This is a genomic window from Pseudomonas sp. MMS21 TM103 (genome assembly GCF_022132145.1).
In the GTDB taxonomy this organism is placed as follows: Bacteria; Pseudomonadota; Gammaproteobacteria; order Pseudomonadales; family Pseudomonadaceae; genus Aquipseudomonas.
This window is the reverse complement of the sequence record NZ_JAJISP010000008.1, coordinates 163,753-189,244: the sequence shown is the minus strand read 5'-3', so window position 1 is coordinate 189,244 and position 25,492 is coordinate 163,753. Positions and strand designations below refer to the sequence as shown.

Here is a 25,492-nt window from a genome sequence, read left to right as displayed (position 1 = left end):
ACTGTCGCCCGGGTTAGCCCCCGGGCTGCCACCTGCGTTCGTATCAATACAGCTATTGGCCCTGGTTTTGCTGCTGCCATTGACCCCGCTTGTTGTTGCCACCCTGGTTCGCAGGCTGGCCTTGCGGAACACGCTTGATCGAGCCCTTGCCTTGCAGCTGGCTGTTGCTCTGCCCTCGCTCCCGGCCCTGATCCCGGTAACGGGGATCGCCCTGTCTTCGCTCGCGGTCCTGCCCCTGGTAGCGGGGATCGCCCTGTCTTCGCTCCCGCCCCTGATCCTGGTAACGGGGATCACCCTGCCCTCGCTCCCGGCCCTGACCCTGGTAGCGGGGATCGCCCTGCCTGCGCTCCCGACCCTGATCCCGGTAGCGGGAATCGCCCTGCCCTCGCTCCCGGCCCTGACCCTGGTAGCGGGGATCGACCTGCCCTCGCTCCCGGCCCTGATCCCGGTAGCGGGGATCGCCCTGCCTGCGCTCCCGACCCTGATCCCGGTAGCGGGGATCACCTCGTCCTCGCTCCCAGTCCTGATCCCGGTAACGGGGATCGCCCTTTCTTCGATCATATCCTTGACCCTGGTAGCGGTCGCCGCGGTTATTTCCATACCCCGGCGCGCCTTTTTGCGCGGGGTATTTCTTGTACAAGCGAGGCGGAACATGGCGATAGTCACGCACTTGCCAGGGGCCGTCATAGCGGCTGGACCAGTACCAGCCGCCGTCGCGCCAGCGGTAGTAGTAGCGCTCGCCAAAGTAGAGGTGGGCGTGGCCGAGGCTCACGTAGACCCTCAGCTCCGGGTCCCAGCGCCATTGGCCGTACGGGGGTGGATCGTAGGGCGGCCGATAACCGCCGTACCCCCCTGAATATACGGTGCAGGCAGAGAGCGGCAAAAACAGGATGAACAGGAGCAACAAGCGCAACCTCATGGAGGGGACTCCTTCGCGATGACCTGCTGAATTGGACAACAAACGAAACAGCAAATTGCTATCAGGGCGAAGCGGACTGACCGCCGGCCGGGTCGGCAGATGCCAACGGTACGGGGACAATGGCTGTCACACGACCAGATGGCCGTCAGGCTTCACCACTCATCCCCGCGCCCGCTCCGCTGGAGCCATGCCGGGTTACGGCATGCCGCTAGCGCATAGCAAGCTGCCACCGGCGCACGCCTATGCCCACGATGACAGGTTAACCGCGCTCGACCGGCGCCGAGGTGAGTTCGAAGGGGCTGTTGCTGCGCCGCTGATTGCGGTCTTCGCGCGGGGTGGCGCCGAAGAAGTTGCGGTAGGCGCTGGAGAAGTGCGGGCCGGAGGAGAAGCCACAGGACAGGCCGATCTGGATGATCGACTTGCTGGTCTGCATCAGCAGCTGGCGTGCCTTGTTCAGGCGCAGCTCCAGGTAGTACTGGCTGGGCACCCGATTCAGGTACTGCTTGAAAATGCGCTCCAACTGGCGCCGTGACACGCAGACATGCTGGGCGATTTCGTCGGTGGTCAGCGGTTCTTCGATATTCGCCTCCATCAACAGCACCGCCTGGGTCAGCTTGGGATGGCTGGAGCCCAAACGGTTCTGCAACGGAATGCGCTGACGCTCGCTGCCCTCGCGAATACGCTCGACCACCAGCTCTTCCGAAACCGCGCCAGCCAGCTCGGCGCCGTGATCACGGGCCAGCAAAGCCAGGAGCAAATCGAGCACGGCCAGACCGCCGCATGCGCTGAGGCGATCACGATCCCAGTCGAACAGGTGGCTGGTGGCGATGACCTTGGGGAAACGTTCGCTGAAATCGTCCTGCCAGCGCCAGTGCACGGCGGCGCGGTAACCATCGAGCAGGCCCAGTTGCGCCAGTGGATAGACCCCGGCGGATATCGCGCCGATCACGCAACCAGCACGCACCAGGTGCTTGAGCGCGCTGGACAAGGCCAGGGGCATGGGTGCAGGCGGCTCGTCGGCGAGCAGGAAGAGCTTATGCAAACCGTCCAGCTTGCCCACCCAGGCTTCTCCCGGGAGACGCCAGGCACCTTCGGCCGGGGGCTCGGCGTGAATGAACGACAGTTCGTAGACCACGTCCGGGTGGACACGCTGGGCAACGTGCAAGGCCTCCTCGGCCAGGGCCAAGGTCAGGGGTTTGCAGTTGGGCCAAAGCAGGAAGCCGATTCGATGGGCAGTCATGGGGGCAGTTTAGGCTCTGTTGGCGGACAAGGGTATGCCGCTCACTTAAGGCTACCAGAGAGGAACTGCTGGAGGCGTTCCGATTGTGGATTGACCAACACTTCGCGCGGGTCGCCACGCTCCTCGACCACCCCCTTGTGGAGGAATACCAACTGGTTGGACACTTCGCGAGCAAAGCCCATTTCGTGCGTCACCACCACCATGGTGCGACCTTCCTGAGCCAGATCCTGCATGACCTTGAGCACCTCGCCGACCAGCTCGGGATCGAGGGCCGAGGTCGGTTCGTCGAACAGCATCACTTCCGGCTCCATGGCCAGGGCACGGGCGATCGCCACGCGCTGCTGCTCACCGCCGGACATGTGCGCCGGGTAGGCATCCTTGCGATGGGCCACACCGACCTTGTTCAGGTAATGCTCGGCTTTTTCCCGGGCTTCGGCCTTGGCGATACCGAGGACATGCACCGGCGCTTCCATGACGTTTTCCAGGGCGCTCATGTGCGACCACAGATTGAAATGCTGGAACACCATGGCCAGCCGCGAACGCATGCGCTGCAACTGCTTGGGATCGGCGGCCTTGAGCGCGCCCTCCTTGTTGGCTACCAGCTTCAGCTCTTCGCCGTTGAGCAGAATCTTGCCACCGTGGGGCTGCTCGAGCAGGTTGATGCAACGCAGGAAGGTACTCTTGCCCGAGCCGCTGGAGCCGATGATGCTGATCACGTCACCGGCCTTGGCCGCCAGGGACACGCCCTTGAGTACTTCGTGACTGCCGTAGCGCTTGTGCAGATCCTGAACTTCGAGTTTGTACATGGTTTCCACTCTCTTGAATCAGTCGCTGAGCAAGCGACCCTGGCGAATAGGGGTACGACCGGCGACCTTGGCCAACCATAGACCGGGTTGGGCAAAGCGCATCCGTTCACGAACGTAAAGCACACCGTCGGTGGAGGCGCAGACGGTGCTGTGGCGATCGCTGAGCGGATCGATCACCTCGAACAGCGGATCGCCGGCCTTGACCCGCGCCCCCACCGGTTGCAGAAAACTCACCACTCCGGCATGCGGCGCGCAGGCATATTCGGCACCCTCGAAAGGCGTGGCCTCGCAGCAGTCCACAGGGGCGGCCGGCCAATCGCCGGCGATCAGGCCCTGCTCGGCGAGAAACGCCAGAATACTCTCGGCACTGGCTGCGGCCTGCTTCTTGCCGGTATCGGCCATGCCACCCAGCTCGACCGTGGCCGCCAGGCAAGCCAGCGGAATGGTTGCCGCGGGGAACTGCAGACCCAGGCGCAACCAGGGCAGCGAGCAGGATTCGTCGAACGAACTGCCACCGCCATCCTCGGTCACCAGCACCGCGCCGGCCTGCAGACGGGCGGCCAGCGAGCGCAACTGCGTCCACTGCTGCGGCAGCGTGTAGAGATGCACCACCGCCTCGAAGTCGCAGTGCAGATCCAGCACCACATCGGCATCGCAGGCGTGCTTGAGCAACAAGCGCTGCAAGGCCTGCAACTCGGAAGTTGGCGCAGGCAGCACATCCAGGGCGGCCTGCATCGCCGCGCGGATCAAGCGCACATTGGCCGGGCCATCCGCGCCCAGGCAGCCGTCGAGTGCCGGGGCAATAGCCTCGGTCAAGGCAAAGAAGTCACGGTTGAAATTCTTGCCGCTGGCGAATTCGAAACGCCCCTGCTGGGTCGCCTGAAACAACTGACCCAAGCCGATGGGATTGGCCACCGGCACCAGTTCGATGACGCCGGTCAGGCGGCCTTGGGCTTCGAGTTCGCGCAGGCGCCGCTTGAGTTCCACGGCGACCCGCATGCCCGGCATCTCATCGGCATGCAGCGCGGCCTGGATATAGGCCTTGCACGGGCCGTTGCCAAAGCGGAACACGCTTAAACGCCGTTCCGTGCCGGGGCAGTTCCAGGGCAACACATGATCGATCCGTTGCATGTTCAGTTCCTCAGGCCTTGCGTGGCGCCAGATAGGCCAGCCAGCGGCGTTCAGCATGTTTGAACAGGCGCACCAGGACGAAGGTCAGGCACAGGTAGAACACCCCGGCGGTGATAAACGCCTCGAACGGCAGGTAGTGCTGCGAACTGACGGTGCGTGCCGCGCCAGTGATGTCGATCAGGGTGACGATCGACGCCAGGCTGGTGGTGTGCAGCATCATGATCACTTCGTTGCTGTACTGCGGCAGTGCCCGGCGCAGCGCCGACGGCAGGAGAATTCGCCGGTACAGCTTGGCCCGCGACATGCCCATGGCTTTGGCCGCCTCGATTTCGCCATGCGGGGTCGACTTCAGACTGCCGGCGAGAATCTCTGCGCTGTAGGCACTGGTGTTGATGCCAAACGCCAGGCAGGCGCAGAAGGTCGCACTGGAAAAATACGGCCAGAGGAAACTCTCACGCACCGCCTCGAACTGGGCCAGGCCGTAGTAGATCAGGAACAGCTGCACCAGCATTGGCGTGCCGCGGATCACATAGGTATAGAGCCAGGCCGGAAAGTTCAGCAGCGGTGACTTGGACACCCGCATCAACCCCAGCGGTATCGCCAGCGCCAAGCCGAATGCCAGGGAAATCAGGAGAAGCTGCAGGGTCACCAGTACGCCGCTGAAGTACAGCGGCAGGTTTTCCCAGATCACGTTGTAGTCGAAGATCATGCGTTCGCTCCCATGCTCACAGATCGGCGGCTTTGGTGCCGACCGAGTAGCGCTTTTCCACATAGCGCAGCACCAGCAGGGACACGCTGGTCAGCACCAGATAGAGGGCGCCAACCGCCAGGTAAAAGGTGAACGGCTCACGCGTGGCATCGGCCGCGCTTTTCGCCTTGAACATCATGTCCTGCAGCCCCACCACCGAAATCAACGCGGTGGCCTTGGTCAGCACCAGCCAGTTGTTGGTGAAGCCCGGGATGGCGAAACGGATCATCTGCGGCACCAGGATGCGGAAGAACACCTTGATCCCGCTCATGCCGTAGGCGGCGCCCGCCTCGCTCTGACCTTTGGGGATCGCCATGAAGGCGCCGCGAAAGGTCTCCGAGAGGTAGGCGCCGAAGATGAAGCCCATGGTGAATACACCGGCGATAAACGGATTAATATCGATGTATTCATTGAAACCCAGCAACGGCGCCACCCGATTCACCAGGTCCTGACCGCCATAGAAAATCAGCAGGATCAGCACCAGATCGGGAATGCCGCGAATCACGGTGGCGTAGGTTTCACCCAGCATCGCCAACCACCGGATCGGCGACAGACGGAACGCCGCACCGAGCAAGCCGAGAAAGATGGCAACCGTAACGGACGACAGGGCCAGCAGCAGGGTGAGCCAGGCGCCTTCGAGAATGGTCGAGCCGTAGCCGTCAAGCATGCTCTAGTACCTCATACAGGCGCCGGGCGGCGCCGAGGAGCACAACGAAAAAGTGGCACAAGCACGCTATAGCCTGTTTGCGCCACTGTCACAGATAAGCGACTTGATTGCGGAAATCAGTCGCCGTAGACGTCAAAGCTGAAGTACTTGTCCTGCACTTCCTTGTACTTGCCATTGGCACGGATACCGGCAATGGCTGCCGTGAATTTATCGGCCAGCGCTGTGTCGCCCTTGCGCACGGCAATACCGGCGCCATCACCAAAGTACTTCTGCTCATTGAAATCTGGCCCAACCAGGGCAAAGCCCTTGCCGGCGTCGGTCTTGAGGAAACCGTCGTCGATGTTGACCGAGTCAGCGATGGTTGCGTCAAGGCGACCGGTCTGCAGGTCCAGGAAGATTTCGTTCTGCGAGCTGTAACGCACCACTTCAACACCCGCCGGGGCGAAGACATCGGTGGCATAACGGTCGTAGATCGACGCACGCTGCACGCCGACTTTCTTGCCTTTGAGGTCGACCAGCGGATCATTGATCACGGTGCCGGCCTTCATCGCCAGCTTGGCCGGTGTGTGGTAGTACTTCTTGGAGAAGTCGACGGACTTCAGCCGATCTTCGGTGATGGTCAGCGACGACAGCACGGCGTCGAACTTGCGGACCTTCAGCGCTGGAATCAGGCCATCGAACTCCTGCTCGATCCACTGGCACTTGACCTTCATCTCTTCGCACAGGGCGTTACCGATGTCGTAGTCGAAACCAGTGATGTTGCCTTCGGGAGTCTTGTAGGCGAACGGTGGGTAGGCCGCTTCGATGCCAATGCGCAGGGTCTTGGCCTCATCTGCCATGGACAGCGGGGACAGTACGGATAGCGCCAGTGCGCCGAGAAGTGCAATCTTCTTCATCTTGTGACTCCTTCGAATGGGAATGGATGCGGCTGGCAGTATCTCTGTGAGCGCATATGCACCCAGCCCTGGAGAAATTGTAGAGATCGTCGCCGTCTTTGCCGAGTAACTCGCAGCGACAAGCAGTCCCGGCTGGGTGAGCGGCATTCTAGCGACAGGTCGAAAGTCGATATTTCTTCAATGCGACAAGTAATTACAAAAGACCCGGACGGGCACTGCGGACGTGTTGACAGCCTCCGGCGAATATGCGGAGACAAATGAAAAGAGTAACCTTTAAATAAAGCAATTACCGCGCCTATTTCAGCAAAACCCTTTATTTACGCGGCTTACAGCGCAGATCTAGTATTTAACGCCTGGCTTTTCAACTTCGCGCCAGCACCATATGTTTCCATGCCGCCCAAACTGAGTACGCGGTGTTACCGGCGTGTGGCCTCGGCGCACGCTCAGCCCCGACCTATCCGCCCGAAATATCACAGAGCGCGCATGCGCCGCAGTGGCGCCACGGCAGTGACAGAAAGCAAAACGCCCCGCCTCGGTTCGTGGCCGAGGCGGGGCGCGGTTTAGCGGTGCCGGTTAGGCGACCTGCATGTCGCGATGAGTATCGATGAGGTGCTGCACCACGCCAGGATCGGCCAGCGTGGAGATATCGCCGAGTGCATCGTATTCGCCGGTCGCGATCTTGCGCAGGATGCGGCGCATGATCTTGCCCGAGCGAGTCTTCGGCAAACCGGGAGCCCACTGGATCACATCTGGCGAGGCGATCGGACCGATCTCCTTGCGTACCCAGTTCTTCAATTCCTGACGCAGTTGCTCGGAAGGTTCCAAGCCACCATTAAGGGTGACGTAGACGTAGATGCCCTGACCCTTGAGGTCGTGCGGCACACCCACAACCGCGGCCTCCGCCACTTTCGGGTGAGCAACCATGGCGCTTTCGATTTCGGCGGTACCCATGCGGTGACCGGAGACATTGAGCACGTCATCGACGCGACCGGTTATCCAGTAGTAACCGTCTTCGTCGCGGCGAGCACCGTCGCCGGTGAAATACATGCCCTTGAAGGTCTTGAAGTAGGTATCGACGAAACGGTCGTGGTCGCCGTACAGGGTACGGGCCTGACCCGGCCAGGAGTCGATGATCACCAGGTTGCCCTCGACGGCCCCTTCCAGCAGGTTGCCCATGTTGTCCACCAGCGCTGGCTGCACGCCGAAGAACGGACGGGTTGCCGAGCCTGGCTTGAGCGCGGTCGCGCCCGGCAGCGGGCTGATCATGATGCCGCCGGTTTCGGTCTGCCACCAGGTGTCGACGATTGGGCAGCGTTCCTGGCCGACCGCCTTGTAGTACCAGTTCCAGGCTTCCGGATTGATCGGCTCGCCCACCGAACCGAGCAGGCGCAGGCTGGAGCCATCGGCGCCCTGCATGGCGGCATCGCCCTGGGCCATCATCGCGCGAATCGCGGTTGGCGCGGTGTAGAGGATATTGACCTTGTGCTTGTCGACGATCTTGGCGACGCGGGTGATATCCGGGTAGTTGGGCACGCCCTCGAACAGCAAGGTGGTCGCGCCGTTGGCCAGCGGGCCGTAGACGATGTAGCTGTGACCGGTGACCCAGCCGACGTCGGCAGTGCACCAGTAGACGTCGCCCGGCTTGTAGTCGAATACCCGCTCATGGGTCAGTGCGGCATACAGGAGGTAGCCGGCGCTGGTGTGCTGCACGCCCTTGGGCTTACCAGTGGAGCCGGAAGTGTAGAGGATGAACAGCGCTTCCTCGGCGCCCATTTCTTTCGGCGCACAGACGCTACCGGCAACCGCCATCAGGTCTTCGTACCAGATATCGCGATGCTGGTGCCACTTGATATCGCCACCGGTGCGCTTGCACACGATGATCTTCTGCACGCTGGCAGTTTCCGGGTTGGCCAGGGCGTCATCGACGTTGGCCTTGAGCGGAGTACGCTTGCCACCGCGCAGACCTTCGTCGGCGGTGATCACCACCTTGGACTGGCAGTCGATGATGCGACCGGCCAGCGCTTCCGGGGAGAAGCCGCCGAACACCACCGAGTGGATCGCACCGATACGGGCACAGGCGAGCATCGCCACTACCGCTTCTGGAATCATCGGCATGTAGATGGTCACTACGTCGCCGCGGTGCACGTCCTGGCCGCGCAAGGCATTGGCGAACTTGCACACTTGCTCGTGCAGCTCGCGGTAGGTGATGTTCTTGTGCTCGGACGGGTCGTCGCCTTCCCAGATGATCGCCAGCTGATCGCCGCGCTCTTCCAGATGACGATCCAGGCAGTTGTAGGAGACGTTGAGAGTGCCGTCGGCGAACCACTTGATATCGACATGGTGATCGTCGAACGAGGTCTGCTTGACCTTGGTGAACGGCTTGATCCAGTCGAGACGTTGGGCCTGCTCACGCCAGAAGCCGTCGGGGTTGATCACCGACTGCTGGTACATGGCTTTATAGGTGGCTTCGTCGGTAAGCGACTGAGCCGCCACCTCTGGGCGCACGGGATAGAGGGACGCAGCACTCATTGGATAGACCTCGGTGGGTAGTTGTTTTTCTATGGGGCATTTTGTAACCAGATACCCCTACTTGGGCCATTCGACCATGGTATTACCGCTCTACAACCATGGTCTTGCTCCGCTGACAGCCCGCAATGGCGCTGCAAGTATGTCCCAGCGGCGGTGAAAATATCGGACGTCAACAGCGGATATCCGGCAGCGGTCACAGTAGTCGAAAGTTTTTCACAACCTCTCACGCCAGGCGCCGCGGCAACTGCAAGCGAGCCGCTGAGCGGTCGTCAAAATGCTCGACGGGGGTCGATAACAGACGAAAAAAAGGCGACCCAGAGGCCGCCTACCCAAACATTACGCAAGCGCAATGGGCACCACTTACATCCAGATCACGCAGGATTCGGACAGCTGCAGTTTCCTCTGGCTACCTGGATACAGGCTATTACACCAAGGTCTAGCAAGACTCGGCCGTAGCTTCAGCACGCCGGACCTCCCCCACTGCCCGCACCATGACCAACGCCACGCCAGCGGCCAGCAGCAACAGCGCCGCGAAGCCAGCCATGATATGTAGATAAGGCATGCCGTGGTTCCACGGCCGCGCCACCCCGAGGAAAGCAGCGAACAGCCAGCCACTCATCGACAGCGCCCCCAACAACCCGAGGCGCAGGCGGGCCGGACCGGGCAAGGCGACGAAGGGCGCCTGATGCAACAGGGGAAACCCGTTGCGGTGCAACAGCAGGCCGTTGAGAGTCAGCAGCACCACCACCGTACCCTTGGCCCAGAGCTTCTGATTGAGCAGATAGGCCATGCCTTCGGCGAAATAACCCTGCGCCACCAGCGCCAGTCCGGTTAGCCACAGGGCCAGCAAGGCCATGCCAACCACCTGTTGAACCTCGGCCAACTGGGCGCGCTTACTTGCATCCAACCAGTCCCGGCGCCAGCGCCAGAGCTTGTGGTCGGCCGTCAGCAGGGTTCCGAGGGCGATGCAGGTGGCGAGTAGATGACTGTAGACGAGCAGTGTTTTAAGCATGGAGTTGCCTTCTTGTTGTACAGCCAGGCACTCCCTGCGGCAGAATATTGAAGGCGAATGATGCGGGTTACCATTTGCATTCGCAAGGTGCTTTATGCAGCTTCATGCACCTCGCTACTCCTTGCCCAAGCCATGCTGACGCAGTTTGTTGGCAATGGTGGTGTGCGAAACGCCGAGGCGCTTACCCAGTTGCCGGCTGCTCGGATGGTCATGATACAGGCGCTCCAGCACCGCCTTCTCGAAGCGGCCGAGGATGTCATCCAGGCTACCCTCCAGCGAGAACTCGCCCAGCGGCTGCGGCGCGCCGTAGTCCGGCAGGCGGATATGTTCGAGCTTGACCGTGCCGCCCTCGCACAGTGACACCGCCTGGAACAGCACGTTCTCCAACTGGCGCACATTGCCCGGCCAGTGGTAGTGGCCGAGCTTGTCCAGCACCTGGGGCGCCAGCTTCGGCAACGGACAGCCGATCTGCCGGCTGGCCGAATCGAGGAAGTGATCGACCAACGGCGCCAGGCCGTCCAGGCACTCACGCAATGGCGGGATATGCAGGCTGAGCACGTTCAATCGATGGTAGAGGTCTTGGCGGAATTCGCCCTTGGCGCACAGCTCGGACAGGTCGACCTGGGTGGCGCAGATCACCCGAACGTCCAGGTACACCTCCTCGTCGCTGCCGACCCGACGGAAGCAGCCATCCTGCAAGAAGCGCAGCAGCTTGGCCTGCAGGCGCGGGCTCATCTCGCCGACGCCATCGAGGAACAGGGTGCCGCCGGCAGTCAATTCGAGCAGACCGAGCTTTCCCTCCGGGCGCGCGCCCTCGAAGGCCCCGGGGCCATAGCCGAACAGCTCGGTCTCGGCCATGGATTCCGGCAGTCCCGCACAGTTCAACGCCATGAACGGCGACTGCCCGCGCGGGCTGGCCAGGTGGCAGGCGCGCGCCAGCAGTTCCTTGCCGGTGCCGGTCTCGCCCTCGATCAGCAGCGGCGCATCCAGCGGCGCCATGCGCCGCGCCTCGCGCACCACCGCCGCCATCACCCTGGAGCTCTGGAAGATGCTGTCGAAGCCGCGCAGTTCCTGCTTGCGCACATGGTAGATGCGCTCGCCAACCCGGTCGGCGCGGTGCAGGGTGAGTACCGCCCCGGCCAGGGCATCGCTCTCGTCGTGTTCGGTCTGCAAGGGCGCGATGTCGGCGAGGAACACGTCGCCCTTGACCTTGACCCGCAGGCCGTTGATCCGCGACTTGTTGGCCCGCACCAACTCCGGCAGGTCGAAATCCTCGGCGTAACGCGACAGCGGAATGCCCGGCACCTCATCCACGCGCACGCCGAGCAACTGGGCGGCGGCGCGGTTGGCGGCGACTATGCTGCCGCCCATGTCGATCGACAGCACCGGGAATTCCAGGGCGCCGAGCAAGGCGTTCAACTCCAGATGCCGGCGTTCGCTGGGCATCAGGCCGACGCGCTTGACCCCGAACACCCCGGGGATCGCCTCCAGCTTGGGCCGCAGGGCCTGGAACTGCAGGTTGATCAGGTTCGGGCAGAGCATGTAGATGGCATTGCCCTGTTCGCCGCCGACCTCGCCCCGGGCGACGTTGATGCCGTAGTCGACCAACAGGTTGAGGATGTCGCGCAGAATACCGATCCGGTTCTGACAGTGAATCTTGATACGCATGGCAGGCCCTGAACACATTTTCCGATAGGCCGGGCGCCGACAATCGACAGCCTCGCCTTATTATTCGTCAAGAATATGTGACAGATTAGCCCAGCAGCAAGACGATAGTTGGCCGCACTGACAGTAACGTAATCTTTTCTTTACGAAATCCTCACCCTCCCCCTTCCCAATAGCCAAATTCGCTGCTGCATCACCTCACAATCTGGGGTATCCATTGTCCAACATAACAATGACAGCCCCAGCAGGAGGCAGCGATGAAGAGCACGCAGTATGTGGCTCGGCAACCGGATGAAAGCGGTTTTATCCACTACGGCGAAGCCGAGCATCAAGTGTGGAACACCTTGATCACCCGGCAACTCAAGGTGATCGAAGGGCGCGCTTGCCAGGAGTATCTCGATGGCATTGAGCAACTTGGCCTGCCCCACGAGCGCATCCCACAACTCGATGAAGTGAATCGGGTGTTGCAAGGCGCTACCGGCTGGCGTGTCGCCCGGGTGCCGGCGCTGATTCCGTTCCAGACCTTCTTCGAGTTGCTGGCCAGCCAGCAGTTTCCGGTCGCAACCTTCATCCGTACCCCGGAAGAACTCGATTACCTGCAGGAGCCGGACATCTTTCACGAGATCTTCGGTCACTGCCCGCTGCTCACCAACCCCTGGTTTGCCGAGTTCACCCACACCTATGGCAAGCTTGGCCTCAAGGCCAGCAAGGAAGAGCGCGTCTACCTCGCGCGCCTGTACTGGCTGACCATCGAATTCGGCCTGGTCGACACGCCCCAGGGTCGCCGGATCTATGGCGGCGGCATCCTCTCCTCGCCGAAGGAAACCGTCTACAGCCTCTCCGAGGAACCCGAGCACCTGCCATTCGATCCGATCGAGGCCATGCGCACGCCTTACCGCATCGACATCCTGCAGCCGCTGTACTACGTTTTGCCGGAGCTGAAGCATCTGTTCGAACTGGCGCAGCAGGACATCATGGGCATGGTTCATCAGGCCATGCAGATGGGCCTGCACGCGCCGAAGTTTCCGCCGAAAGCCGCATAGGGGGAAAACCCGCGTGCAGCTTATTCAGCATTCCCCCGCTGCGCGGTTTCCCACCCTACGCTTAGTAAACCCATTGCCCTGGAGAACCCTTATGAGCCTTGCCCAAGCCCAATGCGAAGCCTGCCGTGCCGACGCCCCGAAAGTCTCGGATGAAGAGCTGGCCGAACTGATCCGCGAGATCCCCGACTGGAACATCGAAGTGCGCGATGACCACATGGAGCTGGAAAAGGTCTTCCTGTTCCGCACCTTCAAGCATGCCCTGGCCTTTACCAACGCGGTCGGCGCCATCGCCGAGGAAGTCGGCCACCACCCGGCGCTGCTCACCGAGTGGGGCAAGGTCACCGTCACCTGGTGGAGCCATGAAATGCGCGGCCTGCACCGCAACGACTTCATCATGGCCGCGCGTACCGACGAGCTGGCGAAGAGCGCGGAAGGTCGCAAGTGAGCCATTTTGCCCAGATCGTGCGGGTTCCCGGCGACCCCATTCTCGGCCTGATGGAGGCTTTCCGCGCCGATGACAACCCGGCCAAGCTCGATCTGGGTGTCGGCGTATACAAGGACGCCCAGGGCCTCACCCCGATTCCGCGCGCGGTCAAGCTGGCCGAGCAGCGACTGCTCGAGCAGGAAACCACCAAGACCTATATCGGTGGCCACGGCGATCCGCTGTTCACCCGGCATCTGGCCACCCTGGTGCTGGGCCGCGACTCCACGGCCTTGGCCGAACAGCGCGCTGCCGCCAGCCAGACCCCCGGCGGCACCGGTGCCCTGCGCCTGGCCGCCGACTTCATCGGCCACTGCCTGCCTGGCCGCGGCATCTGGCTGAGCGACCCGACCTGGCCGATCCACGAGACCCTGTTCGCCGAGGCCGGCTTGCGCGTCGGCCACTACCCCTATGTCGGCGCCGACAACCGCCTCGACGTCGAGGCGATGATCGCCGCGCTCAGTCACGTGCCGCAAGGCGATGTGGTCCTGCTGCACGCCTGTTGCCATAACCCGACCGGCTTCGACCTCGGCCAGGATGACTGGCGCCGTGTGCTGGAGGTGGTCAAGGCGCGCGAGCTGCTGCCGCTGATCGACTTCGCCTACCAGGGCTTCGGCGACGGCCTGGAACAGGACGCCTGGGCCGTGCGCCTGTTCGCCGCCGAATTGCCCGAGCTGCTGATCACCAGCTCCTGCTCGAAGAACTTCGGCCTCTACCGCGAGCGCACCGGCGCCCTGCTGGTGTGCAGCACAGATGCGGAAAAACTGCTGGATGTGCGCAGTCAGCTGGCCTCGATCGCCCGTAACCTGTGGTCGACGCCACCGGCCCACGGCGCCGCAGTGGTGGCGACCATCCTCGATGACGCCGAGCTGAAGACCTGCTGGAGCGCCGAACTGGATGCCATGCGCCTGCGAGTGGCCGGCCTGCGCCTGGGCCTGGTCGAGGCCCTGCAACCCTTCGGCCTGGCCGAGCGCTTCGCCCATATCGCCGAGCAGCGCGGGATGTTCTCCTACACCGGCCTGTCGCCCTACCAGGTGCAGCGCCTGCGCGATGAATTCAGCGTATACATGGTCGGCTCCGGTCGCGCCAACGTCGCAGGCCTGGATGCCGAACGTCTGGATGCGTTGGCACAGGCAATCGCCCGGGTTTGCTAAAGCCAATGGCTCGATGCCGCCAGCCAGCATGATCGCGCAGCGGTTACCCAGCAGTAGCCGCTTCGCTAAGCGCAGCGTCATGCTCCTGAGCAGTTCCGCTGTCTTGCTACTCATGCCGGCGTAGGCATCGGGTGAGCCGGGGCCTATAGTTGTATAGTTTGCCCTCCCTTGGTCAGCACGAGACAACCTGTGGTCAACCCTGCCAACCTGCTCTTTCGCGCCTACCAACGCGTCATTCACAGCATGGCGTTCTTCCCCACGCTGATAGCCGTAGGTTTCCTACTGCTGTGCATATTGAACATGGCCATCGAGTACCAGCCCTGGCTGATGGCGCTCAAACAGCGGTTCGACTTTGGCCTGGTGCGTAACCCCGACAATGCCCGGTTGATTCTCGGCACACTGGTCGGCGGCATCCTGACATTGATGGTGTTCAGCTTTTCGATGGTCATGGTGGTGCTCAATAATGCTTCCGCGTCCCTATCACCACGGGTAATCCCAGGCCTGATCAGCAGCAAGAGTCACCAGAAGACCCTGGGTTTTTACCTCGGCACCATCCTTTACGCCCTGCTCCTGATCACTACCATCGAGCAGACCGAGCAACATCAGGCCCCCAGTCTTGGCGTGCTGATTACGCTGGGGCTGGCTATCGCCTGCCTGGGTCTGTTCGTGCACTTCATCCGCTCCATCTCGCAATCGATCCAAGTCGAATACATCCTCAACAACCTCTACACCACCACGCTTGAGAAGCTCACCAGCAGCGTGGACAAGTTGCTCGACGGCAAGGAACTGCCTTGCTGGCCGTCAGACCAACAGTGGGTGGTGGTCAATGCGCAACGCAGCGGTTATTTCAAGACGCTCAATGTCCACACACTCAACCGGCTGCTGATGGACAATGACCTGCGCATGACGGTGCTGGTCCATCGCGGCTTTTTCGTCATGCCCGGCCACCCGTTGCTCAAGCTGGACCGTGAGGTCGATAAGGAGCTGCGTCAGCAGCTGCTCGACTGCTTCGACTTTTTCGTCGAGCAATACGTCAGCACCCACTACGTGTTCGGCTGCAAGCAGATCTCGGAAATCGCAGTGAAGGCCCTGAGTCCCGGCATCAACGACCCGGGCACTGCGATCACCGCCATCGACATGCTCAGCGTGCTGTTCGGCCAGCGCCTGCAACTACCGGATCTGCAAATCGCCCCGCTGGAAGACGAGGCGCCGCGCCTGTTCTTCTTCGAACTGTCGCTGGACCAGCTGCTGCAGGAGATTTTCGGCCCGATACGCACCTATGGCAGCAGCGACCCACAGGTACTGACCAACCTGCTAGAGGCGTTCAAGAACCTGATGTTTCAAAACCCTCGTGCCCACCACAGAGCCGAGCTGATCATCCACGCCCGCAGTGTCGTGGAGACAGCCGACCGGCATATTGTCATTCGCCGTGATCGCGAGGAGTTGAATGACATGATCGAGCGCTTCAACAAGGCCGCCGGGCTCTCACCATCAGCGCTAGCGCCGCTGCAGCTCGAGCAACACTGAGCGCTCTCGCCTACTGCGACCGCCTGGTGTCGCGCTCGAGACGGCGCTCGATCATTTCACCGTCCTGGAGCCAAGCCCGCACCGAGATGGTGCGGACTCCGCCAGGAGGAAAACCAGAAACCGTCCATCAGACTATTTTTTATATACGAATCATAAACTTAACAACAACCCCCAAACCTCATGGCGCGGTTCATGCTTGCTATCAGGCCCATAGTCCCCTAGGGTAGTTCGCCATGTGGTCCCTGATTGCCCCTATCAGCTCATTGCTCGGTGGGGTTGCTTTACTCCTCCTCGGCAATGGCCTGCTCAACACCCTACTGACCCTGCGTGGCGTCGCCGAAGGCTACTCCACCGGGATGCTCGGACTGATCATGTCCGGGTACTTCGTCGGTTTTCTCCTTGGCACCTGGCTGGCGATTCCGCTGGTTCGTCGCGTTGGGCATATCCGTGCGTTTGCCTTTTGTGCCGCGCTGGCGGCCATCACCGCCCTGCTCCACGTCCTGATCATCGACCCCTGGGTCTGGCTGGGTTTGCGCGTGCTCTACGGCCTGGCGCTGGTCAGCCTGTACATGGTGATCGAGAGCTGGCTCAACGCCAAGGTGCCCAATGGCAAACGCGGTCAGGTGTTTGCCGTGTACATGGCGGTCAACCTCGGCGCCCTGGCGGCGGCGCAGCAGTTGCTCAATCTGGCCGACCCCAGCGATTTCGTGCTGTTCGTCCTCGCGGCGATGCTGATCAGTGCGGCGCTGATGCCGATCACTCTGACCCGCCAGATACAGCCCAGCATTCCGGACACCCTGCACACCAACTTGCGCCAACTGGTCGGTATCGCGCCTTTGGCGATTGTCGCCGCCGCCCTTTCTGGCCTGGCTCTGGGTGCGTTCTGGGGGATGGCGCCGGTGTATGCCAGCCTCAACGGCTTCGATGCCACCGGTGTCGGCCTGCTGATGAGCAGTGCGATTCTCGGTGGCGCCCTGCTGCAGTGGCCGATCGGGATTTATTCCGACAAGCATGACCGCCGCCTGGTGCTGTTCTGCGTAGTGGCGCTGTCGGTAGGCGTGGCCCTGCTGATGAGCGTGCTACCGGCCGGACGCCTGCTGCTCGGGCTGATCTTCGTCTGGGGCGGCCTGGCCTTTGCCATTTACCCGATCGCCGTGGCGCAGTTGATCGATCAGTTGCACAGCGATGAGATTCTCGCCGGATCCAGCAGTCTACTGATGGTTAATGGTATTGGTTCTGTCTGTGGGCCCCTGCTGGCCGGCTTGCTCATGCAGCATCTCGGCGCCCAGGCACTGCCGCTGTACTTCGCCGCGACCCTCGGCTTGCTTGCAGCCTATACGTACTATCGCTTGCGCCATGTCACTGACCTGGTCAGCGAACCGGCCGCGCACTTCATGCCGATGCTGCGCACCAGCCATGCCGTGCTGGAACTGATCCCCGAGGCACTGCCGTCGCACCATCCCAGCGATGAGCCCCCAACCGATTTAGAGCAGGAGTAAAGCAACTAGCTTCTGCACAACAAAAGAGGTGACCGCTGTGAGGCGAGTACACCCAACACTTAGCACGTCGGCCCATGTCGGCGCGTCAACTGCATAGGAGACTGCGCATGTTACTTGCCACCGATCTCGATGGAACCTTTCTCGCCGGTGACCCCGAGGATCGCCTGAGCCTTTATCAAATCATCGCCGCCCACCCGGAAATTCAGCTGGCCTACGTCACCGGCCGCAGCCTGGAGTCGGTATTGCCGCTGCTGGCCGACCCAACCCTGCCACAGCCGGACTTCATCATCTCCGATGTCGGCGCCAGCTTTACCCACGGTGATACCCTGCAGCCAATCCAGCCGCTGCAAGGCTTGGTCGATGCGCTCTGGCCCGGTGAAAGTCAGGTCGCCAGCGCCATCGAAGGCTTTGCCCTGGAGCGCCAGGACGTGCCGCAGATGCGCCGTTGCTCCTACTTCTGCACACCTGAAGAGGCTGCCAATCCGGCCCTGCTTGCCGCCGCCCAATCGCTCGGCTGCGACCTGCTCTATTCGGCCGAACGCTTTCTCGACTTCCTGCCTCAGGGCGTCAACAAAGGCAGCAGCCTGCAAGCCCTGGTCGACTGGCTTGAACTGGACCATGACCAGGTGCTGTCAGCTGGCGACAGCTTCAACGACCTGAGCATGCTCAGCGGTGCCTTCAACAGTGTCTGCGTCGGCGAATCGGAAGCCAATCTGCTGCAAGCTACCGAGTCCCACTCGCGCACGCTGCATGCCAGCCGCGCCGGTTGCGGCGGCATTCTCCAGGCGTTCGCCCACTTCGGTTACCTCGGCGAGCACGGTATCGCCGCCGAACGGCGAATCGCCGCCGCACCTGGCAAGTCGGAGTTGGTGATGGTCTACCACCGCCTGCCCTATGAAGAACACCGCGTCGAGGGCAAGCTGCAACGCCGCCGCCCGACTTCGCCGAACGGCATCATCCCCACCCTGCTGAGCTTTTTCGGCGACGGCCGCCCCGGTTCCTGGGTCGCCTGGGCCGTGCATGAGGAAGGTGATGAAACCTTCGACATCCACACCACCGTAGACGCCGAGCGCTACCCCAAGCTCAAGGCCGCCAGGGTCAAACTGAGCAAGGAAGAAGTCGACATCTTCTACAAGCGCTTCTCCAAGGAAGCCTTCTGGCCGACCCTGCACACCTTCTGGGAACGCGCCACCTTCAACGAAGACGACTGGCAGGTGTTCCTCAAGGTCAATCGTGCCTTCGCCGAACGTACAGCCCTGGAAGCCGCAGAAGGGGCCATCGTCTGGCTGCATGACTACAACCTGTGGATGGTGCCCGGCTATCTGCGCGAGTTGCGCCCGGATCTGCGCATCGCCTTCTTCCACCACACCTACTTCCCCTCGGCGGACGTGTTCAACGTCCTGCCGTGGCGCAAGCAGATCATCGGCAGCCTGCTGCAATGCGACTACATCGGCTTTCACATCCCGCGTCAGGTGGAGAACTTCGTTGACGTGGCACGCGGCGTGACGCCGCTGCAAACCGTGAGCCGGCAGAACTGCGCGCCACGCTTCATCACCTATGGCTGTGCCGTGGGCCTGGAGCGCATGACCACCGCGGTCGACACCGGCAGCCGCATCGTCAAGCTAGGCGCACACCCGGTCGGCCTGGATATGGGACGGATCAGCAGCGCCCTGGCGCAACCGAAGATTCAGGAGCAGATGGCCAACCTGCGCAAAGAACTCAGCGGCCTGAAACTGATCCTCTCGGTGGAGCGGCTCGACTACACCAAGGGCATCCTGGAAAAACTCAAGGCCTTCGAGCGCCTGCTGGAGGACAACCCGGAGCTGCTGGGCAAGGTCACCCTGGTCAGCATCTGCGTACCGGCCGCCAGCGAAATGACCATTTATGACGAACTGCAAGCGCAGATCGAGCAAGCCGTAGGCCGCATCAACGGGCGCTTCGCCCACATCGGCTGGACCCCTGTGCAGTTCTTCTTCCGCAGCTTCCCGTTCGATCAGGTGGTGGCCTGGTACGCCATGGCCGACGTCATGTGGATCACCCCACTGCGCGACGGCCTCAACCTGGTAGCCAAGGAGTTCGTCGCCACCCAGGGCCTGCTCGATGGCCATGGCGTACTGGCACTCTCGGAATTCGCTGGCGCCGCCGCCGAACTCAAGGGCGCCTTGTTGACCAACCCGCACGACACCGCGGATCTGGCCCAGGTCTGCTACCTGGCGCTGAATATGCCCAGGACCGAGGCTCAGGCGCGCCTGCGCGAACTGTTCGACATCGTCAACTACAACGACATCCGTCGCTGGGGCGATGAATTTCTCGCCGGTGTAGCCGAACCGGCAGAATCGGCAGAACAGCCGCAGCCAAACCTGACCCTGGTCAGTTAAGGCGAACGCGGTAGACCACGGTGCGCACGGCGCACCTTACGGGCATTGCGGTCCGTAGGGTGCGCCGTGCACTCCCATGTGCCCGCAGGCTCAGTCCATCTGGCTCACCACGCAGTTGATCATCCAAGACACACCGAAGCGGTCGGTGAGCATGGCGAAGCGCGTGGCCCAGAAGGTCTGTTGCAGTTCCATCTGCACCGAACCCTGAGCGGACAGCGCGGCATACAGGCGCTCGGCTTCGGGCACGTTGTCGATCTGCAACGAAATCGAACAGCCCTTGATGCCTTCGTACGGAGACTGCGGCAGAGTGTCGGAGGCCATCAGCGCCTGGCCGCCCACCGTCAGGCAGGCGTGCATGATGCGCTGCTGGAACTCCGCAGGAAGCTCCATATCCTCAGGGCTATCGGCGTAGCGCATCATCTCCAGGGTGCCACCCAGGCACTTGGCGTAGAAGTTGAACGCGGCCTCGCACTGGCCGTCGAACATCAGGTAGGCATTAATCTTCATGAGAGTTCTTCTCCATCGTGGGGGTCGATACGTGCGCGAATACGGGCTTCCTGCTCGCGCAAATAGGGGGTGAATTCGGCGCCAAAGTCTTCCGCTTCGAATAGCTGACGAATCTCGATCTCCGACTCGCCGGGCATCGGGTTGGGGCAGCGCTTGACCCACTCGATGCACTCTTGCAATGAGGATACTTGGAAGATCCAGAATCCGGCGATCAGCTCCTTGGTTTCCATGAAGGGACCCTCGGTCACGCTGCGCTGGTCGCCGGAGAACTTCACTCGCACACCCTTGGCGCTGGGCTGCAGGCCCTCGCCGGCGAGCATCACGCCGGCCTCGGCCAGTTCTTCGTTGTAGCGACCCATGGCCGCCAGCAGCTCCTCGCTGGGCATCACCCCGGCTTCGGAATCCGCAGTTGCCTTGACTATCACCATAAAACGCATCGTCGTTTCTCCTTGCAGCTACCCACCCACGCGGCCAGTGGCGTGGCGTCCGCCCGGTAGTCGAACGCCTCCTGTGCGAATCGACATACTGCCCCGACCTTCTCGCCTCGCTGCGTTCATTACCGGGTACGCCTTCAGCCGGACTTCTTGAGGATGGCCGCGGCGATATGCGCCGGCGCCTCGGCGTAGCGGGCGAACTCCATGGAGAAGCTGGCGCGCCCCTGGGACATCGAACGCACATCGGTGGCGTAGCCGAACATCTCGCCCAGCGGCACTTCGGCGCGCACGATGCGCCCCGTCACGGCCTCCTCGGTGCCGTGGATCAGGCCGCGGCGGCGATTGAGGTCGCCCATGATGTCGCCCATGTATTCCTCGGGCGTGACCACCTCGAGGCGCATCACCGGCTCCAGCAGCACCGCCCCCCCCTGCTGCGACAGCTGCCGGGTGGCCATGGAAGCGGCAACCTTATAGGCCAGTTCGCTGGAATCGACATCATGGGTGGAGCCGTCGAACACCGCCGCCTTGAGGCCGAGCAACGGATAACCGGCGAGCACGCCGTTCTTCATCTGTTCCTCGATGCCTTTCTGGATCGCCGGAATGTATTCGCGCGGGATCGCCCCGCCGACGATCTCGTTGCTGAACAGCAGCCCCTCCTGGCCCTCGTCGGCCGGCGCGAAGCGGATCCAGCAGTGGCCATACTGGCCGTGCCCGCCGGTCTGGCGGACGAACTTGCCCTCGATCTCACAGGTATTGCGGATGGTCTCGCGATAGGCCACCTGCGGCTTGCCGGTGTTGGCCTCGACACCGAACTCGCGGCGCAGGCGATCGACAATGATGTCCAGGTGCAACTCGCCCATGCCAGAGATGATGGTCTGGGTGGTCTCTTCGTCGGTGCGCACCCGGAACGAGGGATCCTCCTGGGCCAGCCGGCCCAGGGCGACGCCCATCTTCTCCTGGTCGGCCTTGGTCTTGGGCTCCACGGCGATGGAGATCACCGGCTCGGGAAAGTCCATGCGTTCGAGCACGATCGGCTTGTTCAGGTCGCACAGGGTGTCGCCGGTGGTGACGTCCTTCATGCCGATCAGCGCGGCGATGTCGCCAGCGCACACCGCCTTGATCTCGGCGCGGTGATTGGCGTGCATCTGCACCATGCGGCCGACCCGCTCCTTCTTGCCCTTGACCGAGTTGAGCACCGCATCGCCGGAGCTCAGCACCCCGGAATACACCCTAATAAAGGTCAGGGTGCCAACGAAGGCATCGCTGGCGATCTTGAACGCCAGGGCCGCGAACGGCTCATCGTCATCGGCATGACGCTCGTCTTCGCGCTCCGGGTCGTCCGGGTGGGTGCCGCGGATCGCGGGAACCTCGCTGGGCGCCGGCAGCAGCTCGACCACCGCATCGAGCAGCAGCGGCACGCCCTTGTTCTTGAACGCGGAACCGCACACCGTCGGCACCACCTCGCAGGACAGGGTACGCAGGCGCAGGCCGTTCTTGATCTCGTCCTCCGACAGCTCGCCACCGTCCAGGTACTTGTTGAGCAGCTCCTCGTTGGCCTCGGCGGCGACCTCGACCAGGTTGGCGCGCCAGTGTTGCGCCTGCTCCAGCAGCTCGGCCGGTATCTCCTCCTCGCGGCCGTTCATGCCCTGATCCTCGGCGCTCCAGTAGATGGCCTTCATGCGGATCAGGTCGATCTGCCCGCGGAACTCCTCCTCCTGACCGATCGGCAACTGGATCGGCACCGGCGTATGGCCCAGGCGCTGCTTGATCTGCGCGACCACGCGGAGGAAGTCGGCGCCGGCCCGATCCATCTTGTTGACGAAGGCGATGCGCGGTACCCGGTACTTGTCGGCCTGGCGCCAGACCGTCTCCGATTGCGGCTCGACGCCGTCGGCACCGCTGAACACCACCACAGCCCCGTCCAGCACGCGCAAGGAACGCTCCACCTCGATGGTGAAGTCGACGTGGCCGGGGGTGTCGATGATGTTGATCCGGTAGCTGTCCAGCTGCTTGCGCGAGCCGGTCCAGAACGCCGTGGTCGCCGCCGAGGTGATGGTGATGCCGCGCTCCTGCTCCTGCGCCATCCAGTCCATGGTCGCGGCGCCATCGTGCACCTCGCCCATCTTGTAGTTGACCCCGGTGTAGAACAGGATCCGCTCGGTGGCGGTGGTCTTGCCGGCATCCACATGCGCCACTATGCCGATATTGCGGTAATGGCTGATGGGTGTAGTGCGGGCCATGACGATCATCTCCATGACTGGCTAAGCGAGGCGCGAACAGGAGAACCACGCGGGCCGGCGCAACAACCGCCGCCCACATCTGAACGCTAGCACCACTGCAAACCGCTGCAGGCGCAATGCACCGCCGCCTATCGGGAGAGCGGCGAAGGCCGTCGGCAAACAGGTCCAGCGCGGACTATTAATAGCCGCCACCGCCGCCATGGGGCCGGCGTGATTTTCCGTACTTCTTGCTCAGGCCGGGCGGCAAACCCTTGCCGCCGCTGCGCCAGCCGCCATCGTGGCGGTCGGACCAGTACCAGCCATCATGATCGTGCCAGCGGTAATAGTAGCCACCCCGGTAATACAGGTGCGGCCAGCCAAGCACCACAAAGACGTCAAGATCGGGATCCCAGCGCCACTCGACCTGGGGCGGCGGCGCATACCCGCGTCCCCCATCGACGTGCAGGGTGCAGGCCGCCAGCGGCAACACCAGAGCGAGGTACAGCAGATAGCGCAGCTTCATCGCGTAGGCCCTCTTGCAGGCTATACCTGCCAGGTTAGACCCGAGTCGCCGTGAACGGTTTCCTGGCGACAGGCGCACGCAGCTGCCTCGCAGCCACGCTGCAAGCGCATAGGGCTCGATCATCATCTGCGTCCGGTCTGCCCGTGCGTGGGACAGGCGGGCGGCATGACGATGCAGCTACTCATGACCGATGGCAAGGTGCTGAGAAACATGACCAGCGGCGGCTCAACGACCAGGGACGAGCCACATCCTTGCGGGCTGATGACTATAGTCAATGGGTAGGTTGAATTTCAGCCATCGGTACATTTCCCGGCTGCGAGGAAAAGAATGGATGAAGTGAAGCCCTGCTCGCAGGGAGAGAACACCCGATTATGTTGCTGGTTCGAAGCTCAGGAAATTACGCGTTTTTCAGCGGCGCACCGAGTCCCGGCTCGGCGGTCGCCATTTTTGCCCGGGTACTTTTTTTCAACAGGGCGTAGGGAGAACATCCCGCGCGCCGCCCGTTTTTTTTAGCTTCCTACCTGGATCACCTGTTTACGGAGGACTCAATGGTAGATTCGCGACTACAGTTCCCAGCTCAAGAGCGTCGCAAGAATAATGCTGCCGCAGCCAACCTGTCCGCCCTGGGCAACCCCAACCTGCACCTTCACAGCTTCCAACCGGGCAGACGCAATATCCTCTTCGTCACCTCCGAGCTGGCCGATCTGGCCAAGACCGGCGGTCTCGGCGAAGTCTGCGCCGCCCTGCCCCGGGCCCTGGCCGGCCTCCATGATGTCCGCGTGCTCCTGCCCGGCTACCGCGAAGTGCTCGACAGCGGCTATCCGATCCGGGTGGTCGGCCGCATCGGCGGACATGCCGCGCTGCCTCCCTGCAAGCTCGGCCGTGTCGATTTCGCCGACGGCCTGATCGTCTACCTGCTGCTCTGCCCGGAACTCTATGAGCGCCCGGGCACCCCCTACACCGACGAAAAGGGCCAGGACTGGGCTGATAACCATATCCGCTTCGCCCGCCTGGGCCTGGCGGCCGCTGAAATCGCGGCGGGCAACAGCGGCATTCTCTGGCGGCCGGACCTGATCCACGCGCATGACTGGCCGGCGGCGCTGGCCCCGGCTTACCTGCACTGGCGCGGCCAGGCCGTGCCCAGCGTGTTCACTATTCATAATCTCGCCTACCAGGGCCTGTACAGCCTGGCGTGCCGCCCCGAACTGGGAATTCCGGCCGCGGCCTGCCGGCCCGAGGGCATGGAATTCCACGGCAAGCTGTCCTATCTCAAGGCCGGCATCGCCTATGCCAGCCGGATCACCACCGTCAGCGAAACCTACGCGCGGGAAATCACCACCGCGGAGTTCGGTTGTGGCCTGGAAGGCATACTCAGGAGCAAGGCGCGCCAGGGCCTGCTTAGTGGTATTCGCAACGGCATCGACGACAGCTGGGACCCGGCGAGCGACCCCCACCTGGTGGCCAATTTCAGCAGCAGCGACTGGCAAGGCAAGGCGGCGAATGCCGCCTACGTGCGCCAGCGCTTCGAGTTGCAGCCCTCGGCCGGACCACTGTTCGTCGTGGTCTCGCGCCTGGTGCAGCAAAAGGGTATCGACCTGACCCTCGCGGTCGCCGCCGACATAGTCGCCGCCGGTGGGCAGCTCGCCGTCATCGGCCGCGGTGAACCGCTGATCGAGCAGCGCATGCGCCAACTCGGCAGCCGTTTCCCCGGACGCATCGGCGTGCATATCGGTTTCGATGAAACTGACGCCCGGCGCATGTTCGCCGGCAGCGACTTCCTGCTGATGCCGTCGCGTTACGAGCCCTGCGGGCTCAGCCAGATGTATGCCCAACGCTTTGCCTCCCTACCGATCGCCCGGCGCACCGGCGGCCTGGCGGACAGCATCGAGGACGGCGTCAGTGGCTTCCTGTTCGACCAGGCCAAGGTCGCCAGCTATCGGCAGGCGATAGAACGAGCGCTCAAGGTCTATGCCCACCCCCGCTTGTTGAATGCCATGCGCTGCCGGGCAATGGCCTCGCGCTTCTTCTGGAGCCAGGCGATCACCCCCTATGCCGAGCTCTACCACAGGCTGCTCGAGCGCCGACGCACGGTCCACGCGCCCGCCTAGAGAGAG

Annotated in this window: 21 protein-coding genes; 7 read left to right on the top strand and 14 right to left on the bottom strand. The window is 62.6% G+C overall.

What is annotated here, in order from left to right; all coding sequences use genetic code 11:
• Positions 1 to 52: 52 nt before the first annotated feature.
• The 10 genes from LJY18_RS20830 to LJY18_RS20785 form a co-directional block, all read right to left on the bottom strand.
• Positions 53 to 919, bottom strand: a complete 867-nt coding sequence (locus LJY18_RS20830; protein ID WP_238044057.1) for a hypothetical protein — start codon at positions 917 to 919, stop codon at positions 53 to 55.
• Positions 920 to 1,178: 259 nt separating this feature from the next.
• The gene (argR, locus tag LJY18_RS20825) at positions 1,179 to 2,159 is read right to left on the bottom strand and encodes a transcriptional regulator ArgR (protein ID WP_238044056.1); all 981 of its coding nucleotides are present in this window, start codon (positions 2,157 to 2,159) and stop codon (positions 1,179 to 1,181) included.
• Positions 2,160 to 2,200: 41 nt separating this feature from the next.
• On the bottom strand, positions 2,201 to 2,965 hold the full coding sequence (locus LJY18_RS20820) for an ABC transporter ATP-binding protein (protein ID WP_238044055.1): 765 nt from the start codon (positions 2,963 to 2,965) through the stop codon (positions 2,201 to 2,203).
• A gap of 18 nt (positions 2,966 to 2,983) precedes the next feature.
• Positions 2,984 to 4,096 (bottom strand): succinylglutamate desuccinylase/aspartoacylase family protein, encoded by a 1,113-nt coding sequence (locus LJY18_RS20815; protein ID WP_238044054.1) that lies wholly within the window; start codon positions 4,094 to 4,096, stop codon positions 2,984 to 2,986.
• Between the two features lie 10 nt (positions 4,097 to 4,106).
• Positions 4,107 to 4,805 (bottom strand): ABC transporter permease, encoded by a 699-nt coding sequence (locus LJY18_RS20810; protein ID WP_238044053.1) that lies wholly within the window; start codon positions 4,803 to 4,805, stop codon positions 4,107 to 4,109.
• Between the two features lie 16 nt (positions 4,806 to 4,821).
• Complete coding sequence (locus tag LJY18_RS20805; protein WP_238044051.1) at positions 4,822 to 5,511, bottom strand: ABC transporter permease; 690 nt, start codon at positions 5,509 to 5,511, stop codon at positions 4,822 to 4,824.
• Positions 5,512 to 5,627: 116 nt separating this feature from the next.
• Positions 5,628 to 6,407 (bottom strand): ABC transporter substrate-binding protein, encoded by a 780-nt coding sequence (locus LJY18_RS20800; protein ID WP_238044050.1) that lies wholly within the window; start codon positions 6,405 to 6,407, stop codon positions 5,628 to 5,630.
• A gap of 573 nt (positions 6,408 to 6,980) precedes the next feature.
• A complete protein-coding gene (gene acs / locus LJY18_RS20795) occupies positions 6,981 to 8,936 on the bottom strand; it encodes an acetate--CoA ligase (RefSeq protein WP_238044049.1) in 1,956 nt (651 codons plus the stop codon).
• A 436-nt stretch (positions 8,937 to 9,372) separates the two neighbouring features.
• The gene (locus LJY18_RS20790; protein WP_238044048.1) at positions 9,373 to 9,948 is read right to left on the bottom strand and encodes a hypothetical protein; all 576 of its coding nucleotides are present in this window, start codon (positions 9,946 to 9,948) and stop codon (positions 9,373 to 9,375) included.
• Between the two features lie 114 nt (positions 9,949 to 10,062).
• Positions 10,063 to 11,616: a sigma-54-dependent transcriptional regulator gene (locus LJY18_RS20785; RefSeq protein ID WP_238044047.1), complete on the bottom strand. Its 1,554-nt coding sequence runs from the start codon at positions 11,614 to 11,616 to the stop codon at positions 10,063 to 10,065.
• Positions 11,617 to 11,870: 254 nt separating this feature from the next.
• On the opposite strand from LJY18_RS20785, the gene phhA reads away from it, so the two are divergent.
• From phhA to ggpS, 6 genes are all read left to right on the top strand, one after another.
• Positions 11,871 to 12,656, top strand: coding sequence for a phenylalanine 4-monooxygenase (gene phhA / locus LJY18_RS20780; protein ID WP_238044046.1), 786 nt, complete (start codon positions 11,871 to 11,873; stop codon positions 12,654 to 12,656).
• A 91-nt stretch (positions 12,657 to 12,747) separates the two neighbouring features.
• Entirely contained in the window at positions 12,748 to 13,101 is a 354-nt protein-coding gene (locus LJY18_RS20775; protein WP_238044045.1) for a 4a-hydroxytetrahydrobiopterin dehydratase, read from the top strand.
• Complete coding sequence (locus LJY18_RS20770; RefSeq protein ID WP_238044044.1) at positions 13,098 to 14,291, top strand: amino acid aminotransferase; 1,194 nt, start codon at positions 13,098 to 13,100, stop codon at positions 14,289 to 14,291. The genes LJY18_RS20775 and LJY18_RS20770 overlap by 4 nt, the downstream gene beginning before the upstream one ends.
• Before the next feature lie 189 nt (positions 14,292 to 14,480).
• Complete coding sequence (locus tag LJY18_RS20765) at positions 14,481 to 15,818, top strand: DUF2254 domain-containing protein (RefSeq protein WP_238044042.1); 1,338 nt, start codon at positions 14,481 to 14,483, stop codon at positions 15,816 to 15,818.
• A gap of 233 nt (positions 15,819 to 16,051) precedes the next feature.
• Entirely contained in the window at positions 16,052 to 17,317 is a 1,266-nt protein-coding gene (locus tag LJY18_RS20760; protein ID WP_238044040.1) for an MFS transporter, read from the top strand.
• Between the two features lie 107 nt (positions 17,318 to 17,424).
• Complete coding sequence (gene ggpS / locus LJY18_RS20755; RefSeq protein ID WP_238044038.1) at positions 17,425 to 19,695, top strand: glucosylglycerol-phosphate synthase; 2,271 nt, start codon at positions 17,425 to 17,427, stop codon at positions 19,693 to 19,695.
• A 90-nt stretch (positions 19,696 to 19,785) separates the two neighbouring features.
• Here ggpS and LJY18_RS20750 read toward each other — a convergent pair whose 3' ends face one another.
• The 4 genes from LJY18_RS20750 to LJY18_RS20735 all read right to left on the bottom strand — a co-directional run bounded on the left by LJY18_RS20750 (position 19,786) and on the right by LJY18_RS20735 (position 23,378).
• A complete protein-coding gene (locus LJY18_RS20750; protein ID WP_238044036.1) occupies positions 19,786 to 20,202 on the bottom strand; it encodes a VOC family protein in 417 nt (138 codons plus the stop codon).
• Positions 20,199 to 20,639, bottom strand: coding sequence for a YciI family protein (locus tag LJY18_RS20745; RefSeq protein WP_238044034.1), 441 nt, complete (start codon positions 20,637 to 20,639; stop codon positions 20,199 to 20,201). Before LJY18_RS20745 ends, LJY18_RS20750 begins: the two co-directional genes overlap by 4 nt.
• A 134-nt stretch (positions 20,640 to 20,773) precedes the next feature.
• A complete protein-coding gene (gene fusA, locus LJY18_RS20740; protein ID WP_238044032.1) occupies positions 20,774 to 22,876 on the bottom strand; it encodes an elongation factor G in 2,103 nt (700 codons plus the stop codon).
• A gap of 178 nt (positions 22,877 to 23,054) precedes the next feature.
• Positions 23,055 to 23,378, bottom strand: coding sequence for a hypothetical protein (locus LJY18_RS20735; RefSeq protein ID WP_238044030.1), 324 nt, complete (start codon positions 23,376 to 23,378; stop codon positions 23,055 to 23,057).
• Positions 23,379 to 23,926: 548 nt separating this feature from the next.
• Between LJY18_RS20735 and glgA the strand changes: the two genes are divergently transcribed.
• Positions 23,927 to 25,486, top strand: coding sequence for a glycogen synthase GlgA (glgA, locus tag LJY18_RS20730; protein ID WP_238044028.1), 1,560 nt, complete (start codon positions 23,927 to 23,929; stop codon positions 25,484 to 25,486).
• Positions 25,487 to 25,492 lie beyond the last annotated feature (6 nt).